This is a genomic window from Vibrio sp. 10N.222.47.A9 (assembly GCF_963872585.1).
Taxonomy (GTDB): Bacteria; Pseudomonadota; Gammaproteobacteria; order Enterobacterales; family Vibrionaceae; genus Vibrio; species Vibrio splendidus.
In genome coordinates, this window is sequence record NZ_CAWNBB010000041.1 from 1 (window position 1) to 25,404 (window position 25,404).

General features: G+C 43.4%; 27 protein-coding genes. 13 read left to right on the forward strand and 14 right to left on the reverse strand.

Annotation, left to right across the window (positions count from 1 at the left end):
* A partial coding sequence (locus AACT19_RS12140; protein ID WP_076646474.1) for a flagellin occupies positions 1–1,011 on the forward strand: 1,011 nt, incomplete at its 5' end.
* A 582-nt stretch (positions 1,012–1,593) separates the two neighbouring features.
* Here the strand turns inward: AACT19_RS12140 and crr are convergent.
* The 5 genes from crr to cysZ form a co-directional block, all read right to left on the reverse strand.
* Entirely contained in the window at positions 1,594–2,103 is a 510-nt protein-coding gene (gene crr, locus AACT19_RS12145) for a PTS glucose transporter subunit IIA (protein WP_004737851.1), read from the reverse strand.
* Between the two features lie 106 nt (positions 2,104–2,209).
* On the reverse strand, positions 2,210–3,934 hold the full coding sequence (ptsI, locus tag AACT19_RS12150; protein ID WP_017079443.1) for a phosphoenolpyruvate-protein phosphotransferase PtsI: 1,725 nt from the start codon (positions 3,932–3,934) through the stop codon (positions 2,210–2,212).
* Positions 3,935–4,070: 136 nt separating this feature from the next.
* On the reverse strand, positions 4,071–4,328 hold the full coding sequence (locus AACT19_RS12155; RefSeq protein WP_004734263.1) for an HPr family phosphocarrier protein: 258 nt from the start codon (positions 4,326–4,328) through the stop codon (positions 4,071–4,073).
* Between the two features lie 302 nt (positions 4,329–4,630).
* Positions 4,631–5,599 carry a cysteine synthase A gene (gene cysK, locus AACT19_RS12160; protein ID WP_017079444.1) on the reverse strand — a complete coding sequence of 323 codons (969 nt, stop codon included), beginning with the start codon at positions 5,597–5,599 and terminating at the stop codon, positions 4,631–4,633.
* 223 nt (positions 5,600–5,822) lie between these two features.
* Complete coding sequence (gene cysZ, locus AACT19_RS12165; RefSeq protein ID WP_004734260.1) at positions 5,823–6,581, reverse strand: sulfate transporter CysZ; 759 nt, start codon at positions 6,579–6,581, stop codon at positions 5,823–5,825.
* 229 nt (positions 6,582–6,810) lie between these two features.
* On the opposite strand from cysZ, the gene zipA reads away from it, so the two are divergent.
* The 5 genes from zipA to AACT19_RS12190 all read left to right on the forward strand — a co-directional run bounded on the left by zipA (position 6,811) and on the right by AACT19_RS12190 (position 12,305).
* Entirely contained in the window at positions 6,811–7,854 is a 1,044-nt protein-coding gene (gene zipA, locus AACT19_RS12170; protein ID WP_004734259.1) for a cell division protein ZipA, read from the forward strand.
* Positions 7,855–7,946: 92 nt separating this feature from the next.
* Entirely contained in the window at positions 7,947–9,959 is a 2,013-nt protein-coding gene (ligA, locus tag AACT19_RS12175) for an NAD-dependent DNA ligase LigA (protein WP_076646476.1), read from the forward strand.
* Positions 9,960–10,348: 389 nt separating this feature from the next.
* On the forward strand, positions 10,349–10,504 hold the full coding sequence (locus tag AACT19_RS12180) for a hypothetical protein (RefSeq protein ID WP_004734257.1): 156 nt from the start codon (positions 10,349–10,351) through the stop codon (positions 10,502–10,504).
* Entirely contained in the window at positions 10,485–11,876 is a 1,392-nt protein-coding gene (locus tag AACT19_RS12185) for a hypothetical protein (protein ID WP_004734256.1), read from the forward strand. The genes AACT19_RS12180 and AACT19_RS12185 overlap by 20 nt, the downstream gene beginning before the upstream one ends.
* 63 nt (positions 11,877–11,939) lie before the next feature.
* Positions 11,940–12,305 carry a DUF2799 domain-containing protein gene (locus AACT19_RS12190; protein ID WP_004734255.1) on the forward strand — a complete coding sequence of 122 codons (366 nt, stop codon included), beginning with the start codon at positions 11,940–11,942 and terminating at the stop codon, positions 12,303–12,305.
* Between the two features lie 37 nt (positions 12,306–12,342).
* On the opposite strand, the gene AACT19_RS12195 is transcribed toward AACT19_RS12190, so the two are convergent.
* Positions 12,343–12,519: a hypothetical protein gene (locus AACT19_RS12195; protein ID WP_004734254.1), complete on the reverse strand. Its 177-nt coding sequence runs from the start codon at positions 12,517–12,519 to the stop codon at positions 12,343–12,345.
* 360 nt (positions 12,520–12,879) lie between these two features.
* Here AACT19_RS12195 and cueR point away from each other — a divergent pair, with 360 nt between their 5' ends.
* The gene (gene cueR, locus AACT19_RS12200) at positions 12,880–13,275 is read left to right on the forward strand and encodes a Cu(I)-responsive transcriptional regulator (protein WP_017085964.1); all 396 of its coding nucleotides are present in this window, start codon (positions 12,880–12,882) and stop codon (positions 13,273–13,275) included.
* 36 nt (positions 13,276–13,311) lie between these two features.
* Here cueR and AACT19_RS12205 read toward each other — a convergent pair whose 3' ends face one another.
* From AACT19_RS12205 to AACT19_RS12225, 5 genes are all read right to left on the reverse strand, one after another.
* A complete protein-coding gene (locus AACT19_RS12205) occupies positions 13,312–13,767 on the reverse strand; it encodes an NfeD family protein (RefSeq protein ID WP_004734252.1) in 456 nt (151 codons plus the stop codon).
* 3 nt (positions 13,768–13,770) lie between these two features.
* Positions 13,771–14,700: an SPFH domain-containing protein gene (locus AACT19_RS12210; protein ID WP_004734251.1), complete on the reverse strand. Its 930-nt coding sequence runs from the start codon at positions 14,698–14,700 to the stop codon at positions 13,771–13,773.
* Positions 14,701–14,897: 197 nt separating this feature from the next.
* Positions 14,898–15,752, reverse strand: coding sequence for a thioredoxin family protein (locus AACT19_RS12215; RefSeq protein WP_017084098.1), 855 nt, complete (start codon positions 15,750–15,752; stop codon positions 14,898–14,900).
* A 396-nt stretch (positions 15,753–16,148) separates the two neighbouring features.
* Positions 16,149–16,976: an SDR family oxidoreductase gene (locus AACT19_RS12220; RefSeq protein ID WP_065606323.1), complete on the reverse strand. Its 828-nt coding sequence runs from the start codon at positions 16,974–16,976 to the stop codon at positions 16,149–16,151.
* Between the two features lie 43 nt (positions 16,977–17,019).
* A complete protein-coding gene (locus tag AACT19_RS12225; RefSeq protein WP_017106102.1) occupies positions 17,020–17,934 on the reverse strand; it encodes a TIGR01777 family oxidoreductase in 915 nt (304 codons plus the stop codon).
* Positions 17,935–18,284: 350 nt separating this feature from the next.
* Here AACT19_RS12225 and AACT19_RS12230 point away from each other — a divergent pair, with 350 nt between their 5' ends.
* From AACT19_RS12230 to yfcE, 5 genes are read left to right on the forward strand one after another with little or no spacing between them, the layout of a single operon-like run.
* Complete coding sequence (locus tag AACT19_RS12230) at positions 18,285–19,019, forward strand: DUF1538 domain-containing protein (protein ID WP_076646478.1); 735 nt, start codon at positions 18,285–18,287, stop codon at positions 19,017–19,019.
* Positions 19,016–19,810, forward strand: coding sequence for a DUF1538 domain-containing protein (locus AACT19_RS12235; protein WP_017090179.1), 795 nt, complete (start codon positions 19,016–19,018; stop codon positions 19,808–19,810). Before AACT19_RS12230 ends, AACT19_RS12235 begins: the two co-directional genes overlap by 4 nt.
* Positions 19,800–20,150 (forward strand): P-II family nitrogen regulator, encoded by a 351-nt coding sequence (locus AACT19_RS12240; protein ID WP_004734245.1) that lies wholly within the window; start codon positions 19,800–19,802, stop codon positions 20,148–20,150. The genes AACT19_RS12235 and AACT19_RS12240 overlap by 11 nt, the downstream gene beginning before the upstream one ends.
* On the forward strand, positions 20,147–20,554 hold the full coding sequence (locus AACT19_RS12245) for a CBS domain-containing protein (protein WP_076646480.1): 408 nt from the start codon (positions 20,147–20,149) through the stop codon (positions 20,552–20,554). The genes AACT19_RS12240 and AACT19_RS12245 overlap by 4 nt, the downstream gene beginning before the upstream one ends.
* A gap of 47 nt (positions 20,555–20,601) precedes the next feature.
* Positions 20,602–21,147 (forward strand): phosphodiesterase, encoded by a 546-nt coding sequence (gene yfcE / locus AACT19_RS12250; RefSeq protein WP_004734243.1) that lies wholly within the window; start codon positions 20,602–20,604, stop codon positions 21,145–21,147.
* A gap of 30 nt (positions 21,148–21,177) precedes the next feature.
* On the opposite strand, the gene AACT19_RS12255 is transcribed toward yfcE, so the two are convergent.
* From AACT19_RS12255 to AACT19_RS12265, 3 genes are all read right to left on the reverse strand, one after another.
* Positions 21,178–21,498: a SelT/SelW/SelH family protein gene (locus AACT19_RS12255; RefSeq protein WP_004734242.1), complete on the reverse strand. Its 321-nt coding sequence runs from the start codon at positions 21,496–21,498 to the stop codon at positions 21,178–21,180.
* A 133-nt stretch (positions 21,499–21,631) separates the two neighbouring features.
* Positions 21,632–22,147 (reverse strand): regulatory protein ToxS, encoded by a 516-nt coding sequence (locus AACT19_RS12260; RefSeq protein WP_004734241.1) that lies wholly within the window; start codon positions 22,145–22,147, stop codon positions 21,632–21,634.
* 1 nt (position 22,148) lies between these two features.
* On the reverse strand, positions 22,149–23,060 hold the full coding sequence (locus AACT19_RS12265) for a transcriptional regulator (protein WP_076646482.1): 912 nt from the start codon (positions 23,058–23,060) through the stop codon (positions 22,149–22,151).
* A 269-nt stretch (positions 23,061–23,329) separates the two neighbouring features.
* Here AACT19_RS12265 and htpG point away from each other — a divergent pair, with 269 nt between their 5' ends.
* On the forward strand, positions 23,330–25,234 hold the full coding sequence (htpG, locus tag AACT19_RS12270; protein WP_004734239.1) for a molecular chaperone HtpG: 1,905 nt from the start codon (positions 23,330–23,332) through the stop codon (positions 25,232–25,234).
* Positions 25,235–25,404: the final 170 nt, after the last annotated feature.

Sequence of the window (25,404 nt, forward strand, 5' to 3'; positions counted from 1 at the left end):
AAAGATGACGCTGCGGGCCTACAAATCTCGAACCGTTTGAACGTTCAGAGTCGTGGTCTTGATGTTGCTGTACGTAACGCGAACGACGGTATCTCTATTGCACAAACTGCTGAAGGTGCAATGAACGAGACAACGAACATCCTGCAACGTATGCGTGATTTGTCTCTACAATCTTCAAACGGCTCAAACTCAAAATCAGAGCGTGTAGCGATTCAAGAAGAAGTAACAGCACTGAACGACGAACTGAACCGTATCGCGGAAACGACGTCTTTTGGTGGTAACAAGCTACTTAACGGTACTCACGGTACTAAATCATTCCAAATCGGTGCGGATAACGGTGAAGCGGTAATGCTTCAACTGAAAGACATGCGCTCTGATAACGCTCAGATGGGTGGTAAGAGCTACCAAACTGAGAACGCGAAAGACAAAGACTGGAACGTTCAAGCTGGCGCAAACGACCTAAAAATGTCGTTCACTGATAACTTCGGCCAAGCACAAGAAATCGATGTGTCTGCGAAAGCGGGCGACGACATCGAAGAGCTAGCAACGTACATCAACGGTCAACAAGATTCTGTTAAAGCGTCTGTAACTGAAGACGGTAAGCTGCAAATGTTTACTGGCAACAATAAAGTTGAAGGCGAAGTGGCATTCTCTGGCAGCCTTGCTGGTGAACTAGGCATGCAACCTGGCAAAGATGTAACGGTTGATACTATCGACGTAACATCAGTTGGCGGCGCGCAAGAATCTGTAGCAGTAATCGATGCGGCACTTAAGTATGTAGATAGCCACCGTGCTGAGCTAGGTGCTTTCCAAAACCGTTTCGACCACGCTATCAGCAACTTAGACAACATTAACGAGAATGTTAACGCATCTAAGAGCCGTATTAAAGATACCGATTTCGCGAAAGAAACGACTCAGATGACTAAGTCTCAGATCCTTTCTCAAGCATCAAGCTCGATTCTTGCTCAAGCGAAGCAAGCACCGAACTCGGCACTTAGCCTACTAGGTTAATCGATTGAAAGGCCACGTTGCTACGTTGGTTATAAGCGCTGTTGATCATAGGCGTTAACGTAAGGCTTCCACAAATTAGCTCGTGGTGAGAGATGAGCGCTAAACAGACCCAGCTTCGGCTGGGTTTTTTATTGCCTGTTATTTGGTAAACGAAGGGCTTGGGAAATAGTAGAGTTGATGATCAGGAGCAAAAGCGAGATTCCCTATCACGTTCGTTCCTCACTGTAGGTAATGACGACTATAGAGAGGTAGCCATCCATTGTTTACTTGAATCGAAGTCGTTGGTCGTCATCCCAGAATCGAGTAGAACGAGATATCAGGGATCTCTGTTTGTTAAAATTCACAAGTGTAATTTGATGTATAGGTGAAATGCCTTGAATAGCGCTTAACAACGTTTAGTAAAAGCCAGGTCGGATAGCAGGGGATAAACGGTCAGTGTAGTTGTCATTGGTTGAGGGAGCCAGGAGAAGGGTTTCGGTGTGATAGTCAGTAATGCCTATCTGAGGTATTGAACAAATATAGCAGGCACAAAAAACGCCACCCTTAGGTAGCGTTTTAATTAAAGCAGAGAAGTAATCGAAATTACTTAGTTACTTTAAGAACTGGAGTTTCGCCAACAGTTACAGAACCAGAAAGCTTGTTCAGCTCCTTGATTTCGTCCATGTTAGAGATAACAACTGGAGTAAGCGTAGATTTCGCTTTCTCTTCTAGAAGCGCTAGGTCGAAAGTGATGATAGTGTCACCAGCTTTAACAGATTGACCTTCTTCAGCAACACGAGTGAAGCCTTCGCCTTTAAGTTCAACAGTATCGATACCGAAGTGAACGAAAAGCTCAACACCGTCGTCAGACTCGATAGAGAATGCGTGGTTAGTTTCGAAGATCTTACCGATAGTACCGTTAACTGGAGCTACCATTTTATCGCCAGCTGGTTTGATAGCGATGCCGTCACCAACGATTTTTTCAGCGAAAACTACATCTGGCACGTCTTCGATGTTTACGATTTCACCAGAAAGAGGTGCGATGATTTCGATTGCACCAGCATCAGCGCTGTCATCAGATACAAGCTTTTTCAGTTTGTCAAACAGACCCATTGTGTCATGCTCCTAACGTTTAGTTTTATTCTGTAGAATATACTATACCAATCTAACAAATTAGACGACTATTTTTAGCCGTCTAACTTTATTAAGCTCTTGGTGATTACTGAGTTTTCTCAGCGATGAATTTTTCTACGCAAGCTTCAATTTCTGCAGCTGTAGGTAGAGATAGCGCTTCGTCAGCCATAGCTTTAACTTCTGCGAAGTTAGAGTTACGGATTACTTTCTTAACTTTAGGGATAGAGATACCGCTCATAGAGAACTCATCTAAACCCATACCAAGAAGAAGTAGAGTTGCACGCTCATCGCCTGCTAGCTCGCCACACATACCTGTCCATTTGCCTTCTTTATGAGAAGCATCGATTACTTGCTTGATTACAAGAAGAACCGCTGGAGACAGTGGGTTGTAAAGGTGAGAAATCATCTCGTTACCACGGTCAACTGCAAGAGTGTATTGCGTTAGGTCGTTAGTGCCGATAGAGAAGAAAGCCACTTCTTTAGCAAGGTGGTGTGCGATTGCAGCAGCTGCTGGAGTCTCAACCATTACGCCAATTTCGATGTCTTCATCGAAAGCATGACCTTCAGCACGAAGTTCAACTTTGTACTCTTCGATTGCTTTTTTCAGTTCACGGATCTCTTCGATAGAAATGATCATTGGGAACATGATACGTAGCTTACCGTGTGCAGATGCACGAAGAATGCCGCGTAGTTGGTCACGTAAGATTTCACGACGATCCAAGCTGATACGTACTGCACGCCAGCCTAGGAAAGGGTTCATCTCCTGTGGAAGATCCATGTATGGTAGATCTTTATCGCCACCGATATCCATAGTACGGATAATCACTGACTCACCGTGCATTGCTTCAGCTACTTCTTTGTAAGCAACGTATTGCTCTTCTTCAGTAGGAAGTGCAGTACGGTCCATGAATAGGAATTCAGTACGGTACAGACCAACACCTTCGCCACCGTTGCGCAGGATACCGTCACAGTCTTTAACTGTACCGATGTTGCCGCAAACTTCTACTTGATGGTTATCAAGTGTGATAGCTGGTAGGTCTTTAAGTTTTGCTAGTTCAGCCGCTTCTGCTTCAAAATCAGATTTGATTTTCTTAGCTTCTGCTAATTCAGCGTCAGAAGGGTTGATGATGATCTTATTGTTCATCGCGTCTAGCACAAGCATGTCGCCGTTCTTAACTTGCTTAGTGATATCGTTAGTACCAACGATAGCTGGAAGCTCAAGTGAACGTGCCATGATTGAAGTATGAGATGTACGACCGCCGATGTCACAAGCGAAACCAAGAACGTAGTCTAGGTTGATTTGTGCAGTTTCAGATGGCGTTAGGTCGTAAGCAACTAGGATAACTTGTTCATTGATATCTGCTAGAGACACAATGTTAATGCCTAGTGCATTTTTAACGAAGCGAGTACCGATATCACGGATATCAGTCGCACGTTCTTTTAGGTACTCATCATCAAGCGACTCAAGTGCAACAGCTTGCTCTTCGATCACTGTGTAGATCGCGTTGTCTGCATGCATTTTGTCTTTCTTGATGAGTGCTAAAATCTCTTCTTCTAGCTCTTCATCTTCAAGCAGCATGATATGGCCTTCAAAGATTGCTTCTTTTTCTTCGCCAAAAGTTTCAAGTGCTTTTTGCTTTACAACTTCAAGTTGTTGAGAAGATTTGTTACGAGCGTCAAAAAAACGCTGAACTTCTGCTTCAACTTGATCGTCTGAGATAGATTGAGTGTTTAGGACAATTTCATCTTCTTGAAGTAGTAGTGCTTTACCGAAAGCAATACCAGGAGATGCTAGGATGCCTGAAATCATAGCCTTACCTTAGTTGTTCAACTGTAAACGGGAGAATGTGTGACTTTAAGTCGTCGACTAATGTCGCGCTTATCGCTATCTATTTCGAACAAAGCCACTTTGCTGTGCAAAATGGCTTTGAAAGAAGGAGACCGTATTAGTGTAGTTGATCCATAAGAGCAACTAGGTGGTCTACTGCTTGCTGAGCTTGAGGGCCTTCAGCAGAAATAGTTACGTTAGTACCTTTTACTAGGCCTAAAGTTTGTAGTTTGAACAGGCTTTTAGCGCTAGCGCTTTTGCCGTTAGAAGTCACTGTGATGTCAGCATCGAAAGATTTTGCTTCTTTAACGAACTGTGCAGCTGGACGTGTGTGAAGGCCGTTTTCTGCTGTGATTTCTACTTGCTTCTCGTACATTTTATATACCCCAATTAATTTATTTTTTGTAAGTTTGTAACCAGATTAGCTTAACTGCTTTAGCCCAAATGCGCTAGAGGCTAGTACGCCATGTTCGTGTTAGAACTTAGACTGGTTATAAATTTTTATCCAGCCATGGTCGTCTTTTGTTGAGTACTCATGACTTTCAGAATTTGTTTATTGCTTCTTTTATTTTGAAGCGAAAAATAAAACAGACCCGATATTACCAAAGGTGGGGCAGGGATCAACAAAAAAGCCCCTAAACGGGGCTTTTTTGGACGAAAAATTGATTTGACCACATATTATTGTTGGTTCTCTTTCTCCGTAAAGATGCCTGCAAATAGGGCTGTACTTAGGTAACGTTCGCCAGAGCTTGGCAGTACGGTGACAATGGTTTTTCCTGCAAATTCAGGTAGTTCCGCGATTCTGTTCGCCGCTACTACCGCTGCGCCAGATGAGATGCCTGCAAGAATACCTTCCTCTTTCATTAGGCGTTGAGCCATCTCAATCGCTTCTTCAGAAGTTACTGGCTCTACACGGTCGATAAGGTCCAAATCTAGGTTTCCAGGGATAAAGCCTGCACCAATACCTTGGATTTTGTGTGGAGCTGGTTTGATTTCTTCGCCAGCAAGCGCTTGTGCAATCACTGGAGACTCTGCTGGTTCAACCGCTACTGAAGTGATCGCTTTACCTTTCTCGCCTTTAATGTAACGGCTTGTACCAGTAAGCGTACCGCCGGTACCTACGCCAGCGACAAATACATCGATTTCGCCATCTGTTGCTTCCCAAATTTCAGGGCCAGTTGTCTTCTCGTGAATTTGTGGGTTAGCTGGGTTGTTGAATTGCTGAAGTAGCAGATACTTTTCTGGGTCTGAAGCGACAATTTCTTCTGCTTTAGCTATCGCGCCGTTCATGCCTTTTGGTGCTTCAGTCAGTACTAAGTTTGCACCTAGTGCTTTAAGCAACTTACGACGTTCTAGGCTCATTGACTCAGGCATCGTTAGCGTTAGCTTGTAACCGCGAGCGGCTGCTACGAATGCAAGAGCAACACCTGTATTACCACTGGTAGGTTCAACAAGCTCGATACCTGGTTTTAAAGTTCCTGCTTTTTCTGCTTCCCAGATCATGTTTGAACCGATACGACACTTAACGCTGAAGCTTGGGTTACGAGCTTCAATCTTAGCTAGAACGTTGCCTTTGCTTACTTTGTTAAGGCGGACTAGCGGTGTGTTACCAATTGTTAGGGTGTTGTCTTCGTAGATCTTGCTCATGCGATATTCCTTCATTTAATGACAGAACTAAACGTAGTATATCAATCACTTTACCGTCTAGTGTCTTTCGATGTTTGTTTAGCTTGAATTTAGATTAAACAAGTTGAAAAAAAGGTAAAAGGATTAAAAAGTTATATCATATAGATATGTAGCAGAGTTCACGCCTATCTTTATTGTGTTCAGAACTTCAAAAAGATAGGCGTTGTTAAAGAGAGAATGAAGGTTATAGACGAGAACGCAGAGCTTGGTCTTTAAACTCAGCAACCCACATTGCAGTAGCGCCGCAGACGGCAACGGGCATGACGATCAGATTTAAAATTGGAATCGTTGTGAAAACAGACACAAGTGCACCGAAGCTGTAGCTCTTACCTTGTTTTTGTTTCAAATTGTTTCTCATATCATCAAATTTGATTTTATGGTTATCAAATGGGTAGTCGGCGTACTGGATCGCTAACATCCATGCTGTGAAAATGAACCATAAAAACGGTGCAACGGTTTGTCCTAGTGCTGGAATTAACAAAAGTAGGAATAAACCTATCGCTTTTGGCAGAATGTAGACAAGCTTGCGCCATTCTCTCGCTAAAATACGTGGGGTATCTTTGAGTGCATCCAGCAAACCATCGTCATTGACTTTTTTGCCACTGAGTAGCTCTTCTACCTTTTCTGCGAGCAACCCATTGAAAGGTGCGGCAATGAAGTTAGCGAGCGTACTAAAGAAATACGAAAACGTGGCTAAGACGGTTAACACAAGTAGTGGCCATAGAATGTATGACAACCACGACAAAAAGCTTGGTAATGCGCCAATCCAGCCCTCAATCCAAGTGTTTAGGTTGGAGAAGATATAAAACAAGGCACCACCAACGAGTAACACGTTAGCAATAAGTGGCATTAGTACAAACTTACGAATGCTCGGCGACAAAGCGATTTTTATTCCGAAAATAAAATAGCCAAAGCCTGAGCGGGGAACAGATTCAATAGTCATATTTAAATTAGGTCACATGTGAATTTGGTTAAATAGCAAACATCCCTAGTGTACTAGACCGAAATTAAGAAAAAAAGCGTGGTGAAAATCACACCATGTAAGGAACTAATTGTATTAAGTTGTTCTAAAACAGTGGCTACTTTTGATAGAGTAGTGAGATTAGCCAAATTAACCCAACTTAGTGACAGCGTGTTTATAGCTAGTCGACTAAGAAAGCTGAGAGCGAAAAATGCAGGAATTGCGATTTGTACTCATTATTGTTGGCGCATTAGCTATCGCCGCATTATTGTTCCATGGTCTATGGACGAGTAAAAAAGAAGGGAAAGCAAAGTTTGGAGATAAGCCGCTTGGTAAGCTTGATAACGACAGCTTAGATGAAGCAGAAACGATCCCAAACCGTTCATTCGCCCCAGAAGATGATTTTGAGATAATCCGAAAAGAGCGTAAAGAGCCGGATTTTGCAGTCTCACCATCTGAGACTGATCCGCTGATTGACTCAGATCCGCTGACAGCGCCACAAACGAAAGAAGTTATCGAAGACGATATCGAATTGAATGATCTTCCTTCTTTCAGTGTTAAAGAAGAACCAGTTCAGATCGAGAGTGAACCTGAAGACATACAAGAGGCCACTGAACCAGAGGTCCCAAGCTTTGAATTGACTGACGAGCAAAAAGAAAGTCATGCTGGTTTTCAAGAGCAGTACGGTTCGTTTGAAGAAGCTTCTGATTCGGTTACAGAGCCACTCGTTCCTAGTGAATCATTGACGCCAAGTGAACCGCTTGTTTCGAAAGAGGTCGTTGCTCCACAAAGCGCCGCGCCTGTTGAAGAAGCTAAGCCAGATGAAGAACTTGGCTTAGAAGTGATTGTTCTTAATGTTCACTGTGCTGGAGAGATCCCGTTTGTAGGGACTGAACTTTTCCGTAGTATGGAGAATAACGGCCTAACTTATGGTGAGATGTCTATCTACCATTGCTTTGCACAATCTAGCGATGAGCCCAAAGTTATTTTCAGTGTTGCGAACATGATGCAGCCGGGAACTCTAGAACATGATGATCCCGCCGACTTTACAACGAAAGGTATTTCGTTCTTCATGACACTGCCTTGTTACGGTCAAGCTGATCAGAACTTCAATGTAATGCTGAGTGCAGCTCAGAAAATTGCTGATGATATGGGCGGAAACGTTTTGGACGAGTCACGTAATTTAATGACGCCCAATCGTTTGTCAGACTACCGTAAGCAAATCAGAGACTTTATGACGGCTACGAATGCCTAGCCGTATTGTTTAGCCTTGTAAATAATCTATATTTATAGAAAAGGGCTCCTAAGGGAGCCCTTTTTGATATTTCAATCACGACAGAGAATGATATGAAAGAATCGATTCAAGTTACCTTAGAGCAGTTAAGAGAAACTCTGCACTATCATGCCGTTCGTTATTACGTAGAAGATAGCCCTGAGATCCCTGATGTCGAGTACGATCGATTAATGCAGCAATTGCTAAAGATCGAAGAAGAGAACCCGGAGCTAGTGACGGTAGATTCTCCGAGCCAACGTGTTGGTGGTCAGCCTCTCGATGGTTTCACTCAAGTGACTCATGAGATCCCAATGCTTTCTCTGGACAATGCTTTCTCTGATGAAGATTTAGATGCGTTCAATAAGCGAATGTCTGATAGAGCGCCAACCGCAAACCTTAAGACTTTCTGTTGTGAACCTAAGCTTGATGGCTTAGCGGTAAGCCTACTCTATGTAAATGGCACCTTAGTTCAGGCAGCAACGCGTGGTGATGGCGCTACTGGCGAAAACATCACAGAAAACGTACGAACGATCAGCTCTATTCCGCTTAAGTTGCAAGGCGAAGGTTGGCCAGAACGCATTGAGGTTCGTGGTGAAGTGTTTATGCCCAAAGCAGGCTTCGATAAATTGAATGAGATGGCTTTGAAGAAGGGCGACAAAGTTTTTGTTAACCCACGCAATGCCGCTGCAGGTAGCCTGCGTCAGCTTGATTCTCGTATTACAGCGAAACGTCCATTGGCTTTCTACGCATACAGTGTCGGTGTTGTACAAGGCGCTGAGCTATCAAATAGTCACTATCAACGCTTTTTACAGCTTAAAGGTTGGGGCTTACCTATGTGCCCTGAGACTAAGCAACTGACCTCTCTTGAAGACGTGAAAGCCTATTACCAAGATATTATGACTCGTCGTGATGCGTTGGCTTACGAGATTGATGGCGTGGTGATTAAGGTTGATGACATTGCCGCACAAGTGACTCTAGGCTTTGTTGCACGAGCACCTCGCTGGGCAATTGCTTACAAGTTCCCCGCTCAAGAAGAGATCACTCTGCTTAACGATGTTGAGTTTCAGGTGGGTCGTACAGGCGCAATTACGCCGGTGGCTAAACTAGAACCTATCTTTGTTGGTGGTGTGACGGTAAGTAATGCCACGTTGCACAACGCTGATGAGATTGCTCGCTTAGGTGTGAAGGTAGGCGATAGCGTGATTATCCGTCGTGCTGGTGACGTTATCCCTCAAATTGTGGCTGTGGTACTCGATCGTCGCCCTGAGTCGGCAAAAGATATTGTATTCCCTGATGCTTGCCCAGTATGTAACTCTGCAGTAGAGCGCGTTGAGGGAGAGGCTGTAGCGCGTTGTACTGGTGGCTTAGTCTGTCAGGCACAGCGTAAAGAAGCGCTTAAGCACTTTGTGTCTAGAAAGGCTCTGGATGTTGATGGTCTTGGCGTAAAAGTGATAGAGCAGCTTGTAGACCGTGAAATGGTAGAAACTCCAGCCGATCTCTTTAAGTTAAGCGCTGGCGTGATTACGGTTCTTGACCGTATGGGGCCTAAATCGGCACAGAATGTAGTGAGTGCGCTTAATAAAGCTAAAGACACGACATTAGCGCGTTTCCTTTATTCTCTAGGGATTCGAGAAGTGGGCGAAGCGACGGCTATGAACTTAGCTCAACACTTTAAGACGCTGGAGTTGGTTCAAGCTGCCACTCATGAACAGTTGGTTGAAGTGTCAGATATTGGTGACATCGTAGCAAGCCACCTCACGAGCTTCTTTTCACAAGAGAAAAACAGAGCCGTAGTCGAACAGTTGTTAGATCTAGGTGTTAACTGGCCTGCAATCGAAGAAGCTGCAGATGATCAAGAACTGCCATTAGAAGGTAAGGTGGTTGTATTGACGGGATCATTATCTAAATTAGGTCGTAGTGAAGCCAAAGCAGCACTGCAAGCTCTGGGTGCGAAAGTAACCGGTAGCGTATCTAAGAAAACGGATATCTTGTTTGCTGGTGAAGCCGCTGGTTCTAAACTGACTAAAGCACAAGATTTAGGTATCGAAATAAGAACGGAAGAAGATCTAATTGCACTTATTTCGTAAGTAAATACAGATAAAAAAAGCTCAAAAGCACTCCTTTAGAGGGAGTGCTTTTTTTGTGTCTGCTACAAATTAGATGTCTTTTTAATTGTTGAGAATTTTGTTCTTATACGAACTCCAAAATCAGGACAGTGACGCTGCTCAACATTAATGAAATACTGTTATGGTTGTATCAAAAATGCGAGTCACTTCTATATTCACAAAAGATAATCGTCACTAATTAATTGATTTTTAATGGTTTTATTGTTTTTGTGTGTGTGCTTTACAATTTATCGATCTGGATCACTAAGTACCTACTAAATTTGCACCAACTCATATTTTTTTAGATGAAAATTAAGTTCTCATTGATCTTTTTGAGGGCGAAGTTAGTCTTAATGCCATGGATGCACACGATGTGCATAACCAGAAAGGAAATAGAGAATTCAGAGTTTAGGGTTCTCAAACAAGAAAAGGTATTTCTCTCTACGGCGGCCAACTTTAGGCGGGGAATATTCAAACAGCTATATCCATTTTTAGGAGTTTTATTCCATGGAAAACAAATTTTTTAAAGTATCTGCGATTACTGCAGCAATGGTAGGTGCACTTTCTGCTGCTCCAGCTATGGCCGAAGATCCAATCGGTCCTGAGTATTCTGGTGAAGTGTCTGAGTTCTTCTCTGAATCTACAATTAGCGGTAATCTTAATTTCATGATGCGTGCTCGTGATCGTGGTAACGTCGATGCGAATGGCAACAATACTAAAAAAGTAACTAACCTAGACCATGGTTCAGTTTTTGCTAATTTAGGTTTTAACTCTGGTTATATTGGTGGTGTTGTTGGTGCAGATGTTGTTATTTATTCAACATTTGACATGTGGAACAATGGTGGTCCAGACCATGAGATGAACTTTTGGGGTGTTGATAACCCATATGATAAGAACCCTTCTGATAGCGGTTGTTCAGGTACTTGGGATTCTGACTGTACTGATAACGGCGTTTCGTTTGCTACAGCAAGTGCTAAATTCAAGTTTGGTGACAGTGCTACAGCTAAACTTGGTTATTTCCAACCATCAGTACCAAGTTCTCTAGGAGTTAACTGGTCTTTTGCCCCTGGTACTTACATGGGTGGTGAAGTTGGTGCGACATTTGGTGATCTATCTCTAGGCTTGGTTGTTGCTGATGAGTACAAAGCTCCTTGGTTCAAAGAAACGTATGAATTCCAAACTACAAATGGCGAAGATGCGGGTACTCTATACTCAATAGGTGGTCGTTATGCTATGCAAAATGGTATCTCAGTTGATGTTGGTTACGGTGCATTGACAGACGGCGATCGTAAGAACTTCCATGTTAAGGTTAAGGGCACCACAGATGGTGGTTTATACTGGTCTCCACAACTTTATGTAGTTGATGATGACGAGCAGTATGACAGCACTGCATTCCAAGCTGCGATGCTAACAGCGTTTTCTTCAGGTCAATACTCTTACCGTGCTGAAGCTACATATACCGCAGCAGAATCAGTTGATTCAGCTCTAGCTGGTAATATGGCTTACCGTCTGACTAGTCAGTATGGTGGCTCAAATGGCGCTTATGACATCTGGTGGAATAACCGTTCTGACTTTAACCATGATGGTGAAATTGCTTTCTTCCTATCAGCAGCTCGTGATTTCTCTGATATCGGTGGTAAAGGCTTTAGTGCTGGTGTGAACGGCGCGTACGGCTTTGGTTCTGAAGCTCAAGGGTTCGAGGATCTAACAGAGTACTCATACAGCTTCTTTGCAAACTACGCAATTCAAGCGGGTGCTTTGAAAGACGCAAACGTTAGTTTCTACTACACTAACTACTACAACGACACCGATGCACCAAACTGGACTGGTTACACGAACTTATTCCAAGATGAAGAAGACTTTAAACTTATGTTAACAATTCCTTTTTCTGTAAAGTAAGTTGATGACATGGTAATTGAAGCTGGGCTAGTGCCCAGCTTTTTTGCTTTTTAGGAGATATTTATGAAACGTATTATTGCCGTTACATTAATCGCTTTTAGTTTAGCCGCATGCACCTCTCCACCGAAAACAGCTTCTGAGTTTTGGTATGGTCAAGGTGAGCGCTTTGGCTCTCGCGGGTATACGATAGATAATGACTCGTTGGCAAGTATCAAAGAAAAGGTAGAGTTTGATGAATCGGCTTACCTTGCTGGTTATGAAAAAGGAAAATCAGAGTATTGTGATCCCTTCAAAGCATTTGAAAAAGGGATTACAGGGACAAGGTATACAGATCAATGCGCGGATATGCCTCAAGAGGTGATGATCAAAGCTGAGTGGCAAAGAGGTTGGGATGCATTTATTGGAGCTGATTTTTACCGAGTTAGGTAGGTTGAGGTATTTTAACCCCTACCTACCAAATGAAGCTTTATTGATGAGAACCACCATATGCCTTACATAATTCTCGGGGGAGATGTTTTACTGCCCCGTCACTAAATGTGCACTGGACACCTGCACCAAATACTTTTCCCGCGCTGTTTTGAGCAATCGAGTTAGGGGCTAAAAAAATAAATACTGAGGCTAACGCTAAAGTTAAAAGTTTCATGTTTGCCATCCTTTAAACTTACCAAAATTAAAATAAATCGCATTTAAACGTCATGCTTAATACTCAATTATGTATACGGTTGATGAAAGATCAAAGTTCTATAAAAATTTTTAATGAAAAATAACAAAAGTTAATTTCAACATATCAATCAGTAACTTATTGATTCTTGGTGTCTGGAAGTGTCCGTAAATGGAAGGTATTTTCTTTGTTGAAAGCAAAACGGTTATAAACAGAAGACTTTATTTTCTCAAATTATATTTGTTATGTATTGACGGACTCTAGGCGTATTATTTTTTCTTGCATCAAAGGCAGTAAAGGTTCATAAATGCATAAAGTGCAACTGGTTATTAGAGTAATATCATGAACATAAGTGAAGCGGCTAAACTTACTAACTTATCAACGAAATCTATTCGTCTTTACGAAGACAAAGGGGTTATCACTGCGCCTTTCCGCTCGGAAAATGGTTATAGAAGTTATGATAAGAAGCAGATTAAAGAGCTTGGGATCGTTGCGAAAGCAAGAAGCGCTGGTTTTTCGCTTGATGAGTGCCGTGCGCTTGTTGAATTAGCTGACAATCCTTGTCGAGAAAGTGCCGACGTTAAAGCAAAAGCGCTTAGTAAATTGGAAGAAGTAAACAAAAAAATTGAAGATCTATTGGCAATTCAGAAGACATTGAAAGAGTGGGTTGAACAATGTCCAGGTGACTCAAATAGCCATTGCCCGATCATTGATTCACTTGTAGAGAAAAAGCCATAATTTGGTTACTTATGGCTTTAATAAGGAATGCTTGAATTACTCTTTAGTTGGAGTAATCGTTAATACTATGCCATCTACAGCAGTGACAATCACCTCTGTGCCTGCTTCTAAGTCCTGAGCACTAACAGCTGACCACGTAGTATCACCTAGACGGATGCGACACTTGCCTTTTTGAATGTCAGTGTCGACTCGAGTTGTTTGCCCTACAAGTTGTTTTTCTCTTTGATTTAGCTCTCGTCCAGCGTCTGACTGCTTGTCATTCGATAGTTGTCTTCTCCACCACAACCAAGTGGTGATAAGTGAAAAACTCGCAAAGGACAACCATTGCATCTGCCAACCGATTGGTAGCGCGCCTAATAGCGCTCCGACCAACATGGCAGATATGCCTATCCACAAAAAGTAACCAGCAGTACCAACCAGCTCTAGGGCTAGCAGCGCTAGACCAAATGCTAACCAATGCCAGTGGTTTACTTGCTCTAGTAACTCGAACATAAGTTAGTCCTTACTACCCTTGTCGTTGCTTTGTGCAAACATCTCTGCGATACCTGCAACAGAGCCCATTAGGCCAGTCGCTTCGAGTGGTAGCATGATTATCTTGCCGTTTTCAGCTTGGCCAATAGACTTCAGTGCGTCGGTGTAACCTTGTGCGATGAAGTAGTTGACCGCTTGCATGTCACCTTGAGCGATGGCCGTCGACACCATTTCTGTCGCTTTAGCTTCTGCTTCTGCTGCACGCTCACGAGCTTCTGCTTGCAGGATGGCTGCTTGCTTTTGACCTTCTGCTTTTAAGATTTCTGATTGCTTATGACCTTCCGCTTTTAGGATCTCAGCTTGTCTGACACCTTCAGCCGATAAAATGTCGGCACGTTTGTTTCGCTCAGCTTTCATCTGGGCATTCATCGCAGCGGTCAGATCGGCTGGTGGCTGTACATCTTTGATCTCGATACGAGTAACTTTTACGCCCCATGGGTTAGTTGCTTCATCCACGATATTTAGCAGCTTGGTATTGATCATGTCACGCTGGCTAAGCATTTCATCTAGCTCCATAGAGCCAAGTACAGTACGGATATTGGTGAGGGTTAAATTACGGATCGCATGCTCAAGGTCATTTACTTCATAAGCCGCTTTCGGTGCATCGATAACTTGTACGAAGCAGACAGCATCAATCATGACATTAGCATTATCTTTGGAGATGACTTCTTGAGCTGGGATATCGAGAACTCGTTCCATCATACTGATGCGTTGTCCGACTTTATCGATAAATGGAATGATCAGGTTTAGGCCTGGTTTGAGTGTCTGTGTATAGCGGCCAAAACGTTCTACGGTCCAGTTATTGCCCTGTGGAACGGTTTTGACACCAGCGAAAATGAACAGTAGTGCGACGACAGTAAAGACGCCAATAGTAATCAATGTATCAATAGCCATACAAAATCCTTTGTAAGTTTAAGTTTTTGATAGTTCACTATTGATACTGGCTCATATTTAAATTCTGAGCAAATTTATAAACGAGAAATGGGCCATAAAATATTGATTTTATGGCCCATTTTATATTGTTTCATTCGATAAACTAATTGATTAAATTATCAGTTTTCGATGTTTAATCTAACGATTTTAGGGTTTTGTTAGTAAAGCAGAGAGTACAGTTGTCGACGGTACTTACTGGCAACTGGGTTTCCTTGCCCAAGCGCACTTAAGATGTCCATGAACTCTTTTTTCATATCGCCATCGCAAGCATTTAGATCTTTTGCTAGGAAAGACCACAGCAGCTCCATCGCTTCTTCGTTGCGGTTCACTTGGTGATATTGCAATGCTAACTCAGAGGCAGTCTTAGCATCATTCGGGTCTTGCTGCAGAGCTGTTTCTAATGCCTGTATTTCAGGGCTGTCTGCTGCTTGCTTGTGAAGTTCAAGTTTCGCGACTAAGCCTTTGTAGTAGTTGTCTTGGTACTCTAGAGGAATGGTGGCTAGCTGAGTTTCAGCAAGATCAAACTGTTGCGTTTCTAACAAACACTCTGCGATCGCCAGTTTTACTTCGCCTTTGCTTGTTAGCGCAGCTGGAAGTTGTTGCATTGCTGCCAGTGCTTGTGTGTGCTCACCTGCTTGCATTTGCTCTAGAGCTTGACGTAATGCAAGTTCATCTTGGCTAGGGAGGTGCTTGTTTAGCATTTCAACAATGGCTTCTAAGCTCTGAGGGCCACCAAGGCCATCGACAGGCTGACCGTTAACAAACAGTGCAATAGTCGGTAGTGCTTGAACCCCAAATTGGCTAGCAATGGCTTGCTCTTGCTCGCAGTTCAATAAAGCTAGGGTGAAAGCGCCATTGTATTGCTGAGTTAATGTTTGCAGTTCAGGAATGACTTGGGCGCTCTCTTGGCTCATTGGTGCCCAAAATTGGATGAGTACAGGGGTCTGCATCGAACCTTCTAATACTTGACGAAAGTTCTGCTCATTAAGTTCAACAATATGCGGAGATTGCATTTACGTTCCTTGAGGTTTGTTTATGGATACGTTGCAAATATGGGGGGATAAGTCGGTAACTTCAAGATCTAACTGGGGTATCTCAGATAAAAAGAGACAAAAATAGAAAAACGCTATGCTTCGATGTTGGTAGGATGTTTATCTCTACATAGAAGGCATAGCGTAATCATTGAGGTGGTCAGTGAGGTATTGCGTGAGATACTCAAAACAGAATAAACAACGTAATCGCCAAACTCACGCCTACCCAATTAAGGCGGTTTAAAGTCATGAAATATCCAGATTAGATTCACCAATTGGGAGTAATTGATGAGATAGCATAAATGATGACATCTTATTGTTACGGAAAAATTACATCGTTACATTAAAGTTTGCGACTGTGCATTCAAAGTTAGAAAATTATGCAGCTTTTCTCAAAATAGGGTCTAGCCAGCGACTCGGTAGAATCCTTTTCAATACCGCGAACACTTTAGTCGGGGTCGTAACTCGGTATCTTAGCTTGGGTCTATTGGCCGTAAGTGCGTGAAAAACAGGTTCGATACAACTCTCAGGTGGCAGAACAAAAGCGTTGTTCGATGACTCCTTTTCAAGTCGGTCTTTTTGTTGTTGATAAGCTTCTTGATGAGCGCTGCCAGCAATGGTGATCCATTTATTGAAGGCTTTCAGGGCATTATTTCTAAATTGGGTTTCTATTGGACCTGGCTGTAATAACGAGATATGAATACCGCTGCCATGCAGTTCTAAACGTAACGTATCTGTCCAGCCTTCTAGCGCGAACTTTGAAGCGTTGTAAGCGCCACGATATTTCATTGCGGCAAAACCTAATACGGAACTGTTTTGCACGATTCGGCCTTCACCACGTTCGCGCATGTGCGGGAGGATCTGACAAACAAGATGATGCCAACCAAAGAAGTTGGTTTCGAATTGCTCCCTGAGCCCCTGGGTAGGTAAGTCTTCTAGCGCGCCTGCTTGACCGTAAGCGCCGTTATTGAATAATCCATACAATCCGTTAGGTGCGAGTGCAATCGCAACCTTGGCGCCATTCTCGATACTCTCTTGGTTGGAAAGATCTAATTGAATACAAGTGAGGCCTTCATCTTGAAGGCGTTGAACATCTTGTGGGTCACGGCAAGATGCAATGACATGAAAGCCACGCTTTTGTAGTGCATGCGCACATGTATAGCCAATACCCGTTGAGCAACCGGTGATCAGAATCGACTTGTTCACGCTTAATCCTTCATTAGAGTCTTTATCGCTCTAGGGTAAAGAATTAGTCTTGATGTTGTAACAAGTTTTTTAAGGCTGGTTCTATTCTTGAGTAACTAAAGATAAACCCCATTTCAGTGAGTTTCTTTGGTTTGGAACGAATGCTGTCAAAGAGCAGGCAAGAAGATTCACCCATCAGAAGCGACATTGCCCATTTCGGAGTGAATAAGAAATGAGGTCGGCGCAGTTGCTTGGCGAGTGTGCTGCTGAACAGTTTGTTGGTGACAGGGTGTGGGGCACACATATTAAATTCCCCTTGAGCGTGAGGAATCGACAATAAGTGGTTGATGGCTCTCACCATATCAAGCATGTGAATCCAAGGCATGTACTGTTCGCCTGAACCAAGTGGCCCGCCTACTCCGAGTTTGTACGGCATTAGCATCTTCTTTAAAGCACCACCATTTTCACCTAACACAATCCCCGTTCTTAGTAGTATCACACGCGTCTCATCGGATTGGGCTCTCTTGGCTATCTCTTCCCAGTGCGCACAGACTTTATGAGGAAAACTTTCGTCTTCTACTTGTAGTGATTCATCAAATGGGTGTTGCTGTTGATCGCCATAGTAACCTACAGCCGAACCGCTAATAAAAGCCTCCGGTGGGTTGCTACTGGCATGAATTAACTCGACCAGTTTTTCGGTAATGTGCCAGCGGCTATTGCAGATCCTCTCTTTTTGCTCCGCACTCCAACGCTTGTCAGCGATCGGTTCGCCAGCAAGATTGACCACAACATCGAAGTCATTGAGATCGCTGAGTTCATCAAGAGATTGAATGTAATGAAGGTTATTCTGGTTCAGATGATTTAGGTTTTGCTTCGCTTTTTCGGGGCTCCGCGTCAACAATGTCACGTCGTCAGTATTCCAACTTTTGACCAATTCAGAACCAATAAATCCCGTACCACCCGTTAACAATATCTTCATACCAATCTCCCTATTAAACATAATTATAGACATGGCTTGTTTTTGAACGCCAATCAATACGAAAAAATCACTATAACGATCAGTTGGTTTCAATCGTGTGATACCTAATTTACGCCTTATGCAATTTACTCAGGAGTGAAATTAAATCCACCTAGCTCGTTTGCAAACTAGGCAACTCTCGCTGAGCCACGCATCTTGAGGTTACTTGGGTATATACCGCTATCACATTTATGCACTTTACTCCGATATGTTACCAACTGCGTAATATTTGTCACATAAGGAATGATAAGGATTTGTCATGATTATTAGTAATTAATAACCAGACACAATTTCAGTCACAAGGAGTTGCGATGACGGCAGTGCTTGCTTTGTTTCGAGCCATGTTAGGTAGCCTAAGGGATCTCTTGCCGATCGTGGCGGTGATTGCTTTCTTCCAACTTGTCGTCCTGCAAGAACCACTCCCTCATCTTTTGTCTATTCTAACCGGCTTAGGGTTGGTGGTCTTTGGGCTGACTTTCTTTATCTTTGGCCTTGAAATGGGGTTGTTCCCGATTGGCGAATCGATGGCGCAAGCATTTGCCCGCAAGGGAAGTGTGGTCTGGTTATTGACCTTCGCTTTCTGTTTAGGTTTTGGTACCACCATTGCCGAACCCGCGTTAACCGCAGTGGCTGCTGAAGCAGCAGAAGTTGCAGCTGAAGGTGGTGTTATTCCCAACTCTTTAGATGAAAGGGAACAATATGCCGATGGCCTGCGCTTCACCGTGGCGTTATCGGTCGGTATTGCCATTCTATTAGGAGTACTTCGGATCTTAAAAGGTTGGCCAATCCAGTACATGATCATCGGAGGTTATATTGGAGTGGTGGTGCTCACTGCATTTGCCCCGGAAAACATTATTGGGATTGCGTACGACTCTGGCGGTGTCACAACATCGACGATCACCGTTCCGTTAGTGACCGCATTAGGGGTGGGTTTAGCCTCGGCGATTAAAGGACGAAATCCTATGATTGATGGCTTTGGATTGATCGCGTTTGCTTCACTGCTGCCGATGATGTTTGTCATGGTGTACGGGATGGTGGTGACATGATCAGTGTGCAGCAATTTATCGACACCTTTCTAGGCACTGTGATGGATGTGATTCCGATTGCGGTGATCATCTTCGGTTTTCAGTTAGCGGTACTGCGTAAGCCTGTCAATAACCTTGCCAAAGTGCTCATCGGTTTCTTTTACGTCATTCTTGGCTTATCACTCTTTTTGATGGGGTTGGAGCTCGCGTTATTCCCTCTAGGGGAGACGATGGCAATGCAACTCACCGAACCAAGCTTTTTGACTGAGTTTAAGATCAGCTCTGGTCTTTCATTGGCTTGGTTTGATTATTACTGGGTTTACCTGTTTGCGTTTTGTATTGGTTTTAGTACCACGATAGCCGAGCCTTCTTTGATTGCTGTAGCGATTAAGGCAAACCAAGTATCCGGTGGCAGTATCAGTGTTAACGGACTGAGAATCGCTGTGGCATTAGGCGTTGCCATCGGTATCTCATTGGGTAGCTACCGTATTGTTGCGGGCGATCCTATCCATTACTACATTATTTGTGGCTATGTCATTGTGGTGATTCAAACCTTTTACGCCCCCAAATTGATCATTCCATTGGCCTACGATTCAGGCGGGGTTACGACATCTACCGTGACTGTACCTTTAGTGACGGCTCTTGGATTAGGGCTTGCTTCAACTGTACCGGGACGAAATCCAGTAATAGACGGTTTCGGCTTAATCGCCTTTGCGAGTTTGTTCCCCATCATTTCGGTGATGAGCTACGCCCAAATAACCCAATGGTTAAACCGTTTACACACCTCTAAGGAGAGCAAAGATGCGCTTTAAACTTATCCTAGCGTTTGTAGAAGAGAGCAAAACCGACATTGTGCTCGATGCCGCGCGTGATGCGGGCGCAACCGGAGCAACCGTGATTAATAATGCCAGAGGGCAGGGCTTAAACCAAAAGCGCACCTTCTTCGGATTAACATTAGAGGTGCAAAAAGATGTGCTGCTGTTTGTCGTTGAGGAGCATCTAGCAAGGCATATTCTTGAAAGAATTAGTGAGGTGGGGGAGTTTGACCAAGAATCGGGACAGGGTATTGCAGTACAGATAGATGTGGAAGATGCAGTCGGCGTTGCGCATCAAGTTGAGACGTTAACAAAGGTTGTGGAGGATGAGCTATGAGTACCAGTGAAAAGATCCGAGTAGGCGATGTCATGGCCAATACGTATGTGATTATCGATGGGCTAACTACGGTGTTAGAAGCGATAGAGATGGCTAAGAAGCACAAAGTGAAAGCAATCATTGTCGATAAACGCCACGAGGATGACGAGTACGGTATCGTGTTGATGAATGATATAGCAAAGAAAGTGTTGGCTAAAAATCGATCTCCGAAGCGAACTAATGTTTATGAAATCATGACCAAGCCAGCGCTAAGCGTGTCTGCTGAGATGAACGTAAAGTATTGCGCTCGCCTGTTTGAACGCTTTGGTATCAGTCGCGCGCCAGTAGTTCGTGATCACAAGATAGTCGGTATGGTTAGTTACAATAATATCGTGATCAACGGTATGGCGAGAGATGACGTGTAGCATTTAGATACGTACAATAGGCTCATAAATTTTATGGAGAAGTACGTGTGAAATTATTTTTTGCTTCAGACCTACACGGTTCGCTGCCAGCAACAGAAAAGGTATTAGAACTCTACCAAGCATCTGGTGCGCAATATTTAGTGCTATTGGGTGACATTCTGAATCATGGGCCAAGAAATCCGATTCCAGAAGGATACAATCCACCGGCGGTTGCAGAGAAGTTGAATGCGTTTTCTCAAGAGATCATCGCCGTTCGTGGTAACTGCGACAGTGAAGTGGATCAAATGCTGTTGTCTTTTCCAATGATGATGGATTACTCATGGGTGTTATTGGAATCAGGTCAGCGTATCTTTCTAACTCATGGTCATTTGTATAACACCACTAAACGACCAGCACTAAAAGCGGGTGATATTATTGCCCATGGGCATACCCATATTCCAGTTGCCGAATACCAAGATGATATCTTTATCTTTAACCCTAGTTCGGTGACATTCCCACGAGATGGTCACGCAGCGAGCCATGGCATCTATGAAAATAATACCTTTAAAGTCATTAGCCTTGAAGGTGACGTAATTGTGAGTGGCGAGCTTTAAATAAACTCAATCGGCGGAGTTAGAAAAGGCTCACTTTGAGTCTACGTGGCCGAGGTCCCTGTCTGGAGCAATGATGTTTCGCACTCTTTGCTTCAGAACTTTCGCTTCTGGAAAACCTTCATCCGCTTTTCTTTCCCAAATCTGCACACCATTACAAAAGATTTCGAACCTGCCTCCGGTGTCTGGATGCAAGCTCACTTGTTCAATTTCTTCGCTAAAGGTATGCAGCAGCTCTTGGCATAACCAACTAGAACGAAGCATCCAATTACACTGACGGCAATAGTGTATTGCGATTGTCGCTTTTGTTGCTGTCTCTTTAGCTGGCGTCAGATTTGGTTGATCCGTATTCATAGTTAATCCTTAAAATGCTACATCCGTAATTTGATACCAACGGCTAACAAAAAAAGGGGCATCATGCCCCTTATCTATTGGTTTACCGTTTAATGGTATTCAGCTATTTTTATACAAAAATAACTGCAGAGTTTTAGTTTGAGAACAAAACGGTAGAACCGTGATTTAAGCTAGTGAGCAGCAGTGCTTTCTGATTAATAATATCAATGCGTCGGCTTTGCTCTGCATCCATCTTAATCACTTGAGTGATAAGCTCGAGTTGCTCTTCCGAAAAGTCTTGGCGCTCAGCCGAAGTTACATCTTTAAACTCCGTTGGCGAAATCAGTAAATAGTTATCGTTAATATCCCACTGACCTGTTTCTGATATGTTGATCACATTCGCAGGTGCAGTTTGAGTGCTGTACAGCCTAACCACTGACATTCTCAGGTACGTACCATTTGGTAGGTATTTCGCATTCGATGATAGTTCAACTCTACGCAGCGGGCCGATTGCATCAGCTTGCTTGTTGTCGCTAATCAGAGTCACCATTTTCGATTGCCACTCATGCTGAGTGAGTAAGCGCTCTACTTTTGCGTCGCTGCCCCAATATAACCAACCACTTAAGAATGCAGATAGAACCAGTAAAATAATCGATACTTTTAATTTCATGTTACTGACCGCCGTTACAAATGTCGTTTACATCCGACTGGTTTGCGTAAATTCTTAGGGTTACATTTTCGCTAGAGTAATCTTGCGGGTGAATGTAGTTGAGGGCAAGGTTGTTGGTTTGTCCGCCTGTTGCAATCACCTCAGTCGGTTTCAACATACCAGTGTGATTGGTGTTGTAGCGCAATACACACTTCTCTATCGCAGGTAGCCAACTACTGAGATCAGGATGATTGATTGGGGTTTGAATCTTTACACCATCCACTTCAGTCAATGTTCTGAACTCGGATTCTGCGGGGTTAGTAAACGTTAAAACCAGAATTGGCATGATGAAAGCCGCAAGCAATAACGAAAACGCTAACCACTTATTGGTGCTTTTAACCGGGGTAGCAGTTGGTGTTGTTGCTGGTTCCACTTCAACTTTGGTTTCTTGAAACTTTGTAATTGACTCGAGCTCGACAGCTTCAGTCATTGCTTCTTCGGTCATTGTAGGCGTTGCAAACGTTAAGATAGGTTCTACGTCATTTTCTGCAATTTCAGCCGCTGCTGGCTGATCATTTGATGAAAGTGGTGCAGAGCGTTCAACGGTTGCAATAAATTGGTAACCGCGTTTAGGTACCGTTTTTACGAATTCTGGAGATTTGGTTGAGTCCTTGAGCATCTTTCTCAGGGTCGAAACTGCTTGCGTTAAGCTTGAGTCATCAACCTCAAAGCCTTGATCTCGCCAAACATACTCGTGCAATTCATTACGAGTGATAACTTCATTGGGTCTTTCTGACAGCATCAGGAGAATGCGGCTTTCATTGCTGCCAAGGCGCACGACTTCGCCGTCGCTCATTTGGTCAACAAGTGAATTGCTATTTGGATCGAATACGAACCGCTGTGCGAGAATAAACTTTGTGCCGATATTGCTCATTGAATTCTTCTATTTTGGATGATTTTGAGTGCGAAATAGACAAATCTCAGGTGAAGTTCCGTTAATTCTTCACCAAATCATGGCTTCTTTTATGTTCTTTTATATTTATCAGGCTCAAGGATAATAAAAACAGATCAAAAAAACAGTGTTTTTATGATTTTTGACCTTGAATTTACATTTGTCATCCTCATGTTAATGAACATAAGAGTGGCATCAAGTGTTACGCCCCTATGGTATTCAACATAAAGTATAGATGTTTTGGAGTAAAAATGAGCGAAACAGCAACGCAAAATAAAGAGACTCGTGGCTTTCAATCTGAAGTAAAACAACTACTTCACCTAATGATTCACTCACTGTATTCAAATAAAGAAATCTTCCTACGTGAGCTGATCTCTAACGCATCTGACGCGGCTGATAAGCTTCGCTTCCAAGCCTTGTCAAACGGTGACCTTTACCAAGGTGATGCAGACCTAGGCGTAAAATTATCTTTTAGCGCTGAAACCAATACTTTAACGATTTCTGATAACGGCATCGGCATGAGCCGCGACAACGTTATTGAGCATTTAGGTACGATTGCTAAATCGGGTACTGCAGACTTTTTCTCAAAGCTGTCTGAAGACCAAAGCAAAGACTCTCAATTGATTGGTCAATTTGGTGTTGGTTTCTATTCTGCATTCATCGTTGCAGACGCGGTAACGGTTCGCACACGTGCAGCAGGTCTAGCGAGTAATGAAGCTGTTCAGTGGCACTCTGCAGGGGAAGGTGATTACACCATCGAAGACATCACTAAAGAGTCTCGTGGTACTGATATCATTCTTCATATGCGCGAAGACGGTAAAGAATTCCTAAATGAATGGCGTCTGCGTGAAGTCATTGGTAAATACTCTGATCACATCGGTATCCCTGTTTCTATCTTAACTGCGGTTAAAGATGACGAAGGTAAAGACACCGAAGAGAAACATTGGGAACAGATTAACAAGGCTCAAGCGCTTTGGACTCGTAACAAGTCTGATATCGAGAAAGAAGAGTACCAAGAGTTTTACAAGCACGTATCTCACGACTTTGCTGATCCACTAACGTGGAGCCATAACAAAGTTGAAGGTAAGAACGACTACACAAGCCTACTTTACATCCCAGCTAAAGCACCTTGGGATATGATGAATCGTGACCATAAGAGCGGCCTTAAGCTTTATGTACAGCGAGTATTCATCATGGATGATGCAGAGCAGTTCATGCCATCTTACATGCGTTTCGTTCGCGGCTTGATTGACTCAAACGATCTACCACTGAACGTGTCTCGTGAAATCCTGCAAGATAATAAGGTAACTCAGTCTCTTCGTGGCGCATGTACCAAGCGTGTCCTGACTATGCTTGAGCGCATGGCGAAGAATGACAACGATAAGTACCTAGAGTTTTGGAAAGAGTTTGGCCTTGTACTGAAAGAAGGCCCAGCGGAAGACATGGCGAACAAAGAAAAAATTGCTGGTTTACTTCGCTTCTCATCAACGGAAGTTGACTCTGCTGACCAAGCTATCAGCCTAGTGTCTTACGTTGAACGTATGAAGGAAGGTCAAGACAAGATTTATTACCTAACAGCAGATAACTACGCTGCCGCTAAGAACAGCCCGCATTTGGAGCAGTTCAAAGCAAAAGGTATCGAAGTGGTTCTAATGTACGATCGTATTGATGAGTACGTAATGAACTACCTGACTGATTTTGATGGTAAGCAGTTCCAATCGATCACTAAAGCGGGCTTAGACCTAAGCAAATTCGAAGGCGAAGAAGAGAAAGAGAAGCAAAAAGAGGCAGAAGAAGAGTTCAAATCTGTTGTTGAGCGCACTCAATCTTACCTAGGTGATCGTGTTAAAGAGGTTCGCACGACATTCAAGCTAGCAACTACGCCTGCTGTTGTTGTTACCGATGATTTCGAGATGGGCACTCAAATGGCTAAGCTTCTTGAAGCTGCGGGTCAAGCTGCTCCTGAGGTGAAGTACATCTTTGAGATTAACCCTGAACATGCGCTAGTTAAGCAGATGGCTGATGAAGCGGACGAACAAGCGTTTGGTCGCTGGGTTGAGCTATTACTTGGCCAGGCTATGCTGGCTGAAAAGGGCTCAATGGAAGATCCGTCACAATTCTTAGGTGCAATCAACGAACTACTGACAAAACGTTAGTCTTTCGACTTTGGGCTAAGCCCATAATTATGAATAAAAGCTCGCGAATGCGGGCTTTTTTTATGAACGTCGCTTAACTTCATCGAAATGTCGCTAAAGTTGCTAACAAGACGAACGCGAACGCTGTCGATACATTCTTTAGTCTTAATTTCAGCCAAATTGAATATTAA

What these genes read in the sequence shown, in the direction of transcription:
- AACT19_RS12255 (WP_004734242.1), bottom strand. Translation starts at nt 21,498, where the DNA reads ATGAATACGGATCAACCAAATCTGACGCCAGCTAAAGAGACAGCAACA.
- AACT19_RS12155 (WP_004734263.1), bottom strand. Translation starts at nt 4,328, where the DNA reads ATGTACGAGAAGCAAGTAGAAATCACAGCAGAAAACGGCCTTCACACA.
- ptsI (WP_017079443.1), bottom strand. Translation starts at nt 3,934, where the DNA reads ATGATTTCAGGCATCCTAGCATCTCCTGGTATTGCTTTCGGTAAAGCA.
- AACT19_RS12205 (WP_004734252.1), bottom strand. Translation starts at nt 13,767, where the DNA reads ATGTTCGAGTTACTAGAGCAAGTAAACCACTGGCATTGGTTAGCATTT.
- htpG (WP_004734239.1), top strand. Translation starts at nt 23,330, where the DNA reads ATGAGCGAAACAGCAACGCAAAATAAAGAGACTCGTGGCTTTCAATCT.
- AACT19_RS12210 (WP_004734251.1), bottom strand. Translation starts at nt 14,700, where the DNA reads ATGGCTATTGATACATTGATTACTATTGGCGTCTTTACTGTCGTCGCA.
- AACT19_RS12235 (WP_017090179.1), top strand. Translation starts at nt 19,016, where the DNA reads ATGATCAGTGTGCAGCAATTTATCGACACCTTTCTAGGCACTGTGATG.
- AACT19_RS12240 (WP_004734245.1), top strand. Translation starts at nt 19,800, where the DNA reads ATGCGCTTTAAACTTATCCTAGCGTTTGTAGAAGAGAGCAAAACCGAC.
- AACT19_RS12180 (WP_004734257.1), top strand. Translation starts at nt 10,349, where the DNA reads ATGTGCATAACCAGAAAGGAAATAGAGAATTCAGAGTTTAGGGTTCTC.
- AACT19_RS12225 (WP_017106102.1), bottom strand. Translation starts at nt 17,934, where the DNA reads ATGAAGATATTGTTAACGGGTGGTACGGGATTTATTGGTTCTGAATTG.
- crr (WP_004737851.1), bottom strand. Translation starts at nt 2,103, where the DNA reads ATGGGTCTGTTTGACAAACTGAAAAAGCTTGTATCTGATGACAGCGCT.
- AACT19_RS12190 (WP_004734255.1), top strand. Translation starts at nt 11,940, where the DNA reads ATGAAACGTATTATTGCCGTTACATTAATCGCTTTTAGTTTAGCCGCA.
- ligA (WP_076646476.1), top strand. Translation starts at nt 7,947, where the DNA reads ATGAAAGAATCGATTCAAGTTACCTTAGAGCAGTTAAGAGAAACTCTG.
- zipA (WP_004734259.1), top strand. Translation starts at nt 6,811, where the DNA reads ATGCAGGAATTGCGATTTGTACTCATTATTGTTGGCGCATTAGCTATC.
- AACT19_RS12195 (WP_004734254.1), bottom strand. Translation starts at nt 12,519, where the DNA reads ATGAAACTTTTAACTTTAGCGTTAGCCTCAGTATTTATTTTTTTAGCC.
- AACT19_RS12265 (WP_076646482.1), bottom strand. Translation starts at nt 23,060, where the DNA reads ATGAGCAATATCGGCACAAAGTTTATTCTCGCACAGCGGTTCGTATTC.
- cueR (WP_017085964.1), top strand. Translation starts at nt 12,880, where the DNA reads ATGAACATAAGTGAAGCGGCTAAACTTACTAACTTATCAACGAAATCT.
- cysZ (WP_004734260.1), bottom strand. Translation starts at nt 6,581, where the DNA reads ATGACTATTGAATCTGTTCCCCGCTCAGGCTTTGGCTATTTTATTTTC.
- AACT19_RS12230 (WP_076646478.1), top strand. Translation starts at nt 18,285, where the DNA reads ATGACGGCAGTGCTTGCTTTGTTTCGAGCCATGTTAGGTAGCCTAAGG.
- AACT19_RS12185 (WP_004734256.1), top strand. Translation starts at nt 10,485, where the DNA reads ATGGAAAACAAATTTTTTAAAGTATCTGCGATTACTGCAGCAATGGTA.
- AACT19_RS12245 (WP_076646480.1), top strand. Translation starts at nt 20,147, where the DNA reads ATGAGTACCAGTGAAAAGATCCGAGTAGGCGATGTCATGGCCAATACG.
- cysK (WP_017079444.1), bottom strand. Translation starts at nt 5,599, where the DNA reads ATGAGCAAGATCTACGAAGACAACACCCTAACAATTGGTAACACACCG.
- AACT19_RS12260 (WP_004734241.1), bottom strand. Translation starts at nt 22,147, where the DNA reads ATGAAATTAAAAGTATCGATTATTTTACTGGTTCTATCTGCATTCTTA.
- AACT19_RS12215 (WP_017084098.1), bottom strand. Translation starts at nt 15,752, where the DNA reads ATGCAATCTCCGCATATTGTTGAACTTAATGAGCAGAACTTTCGTCAA.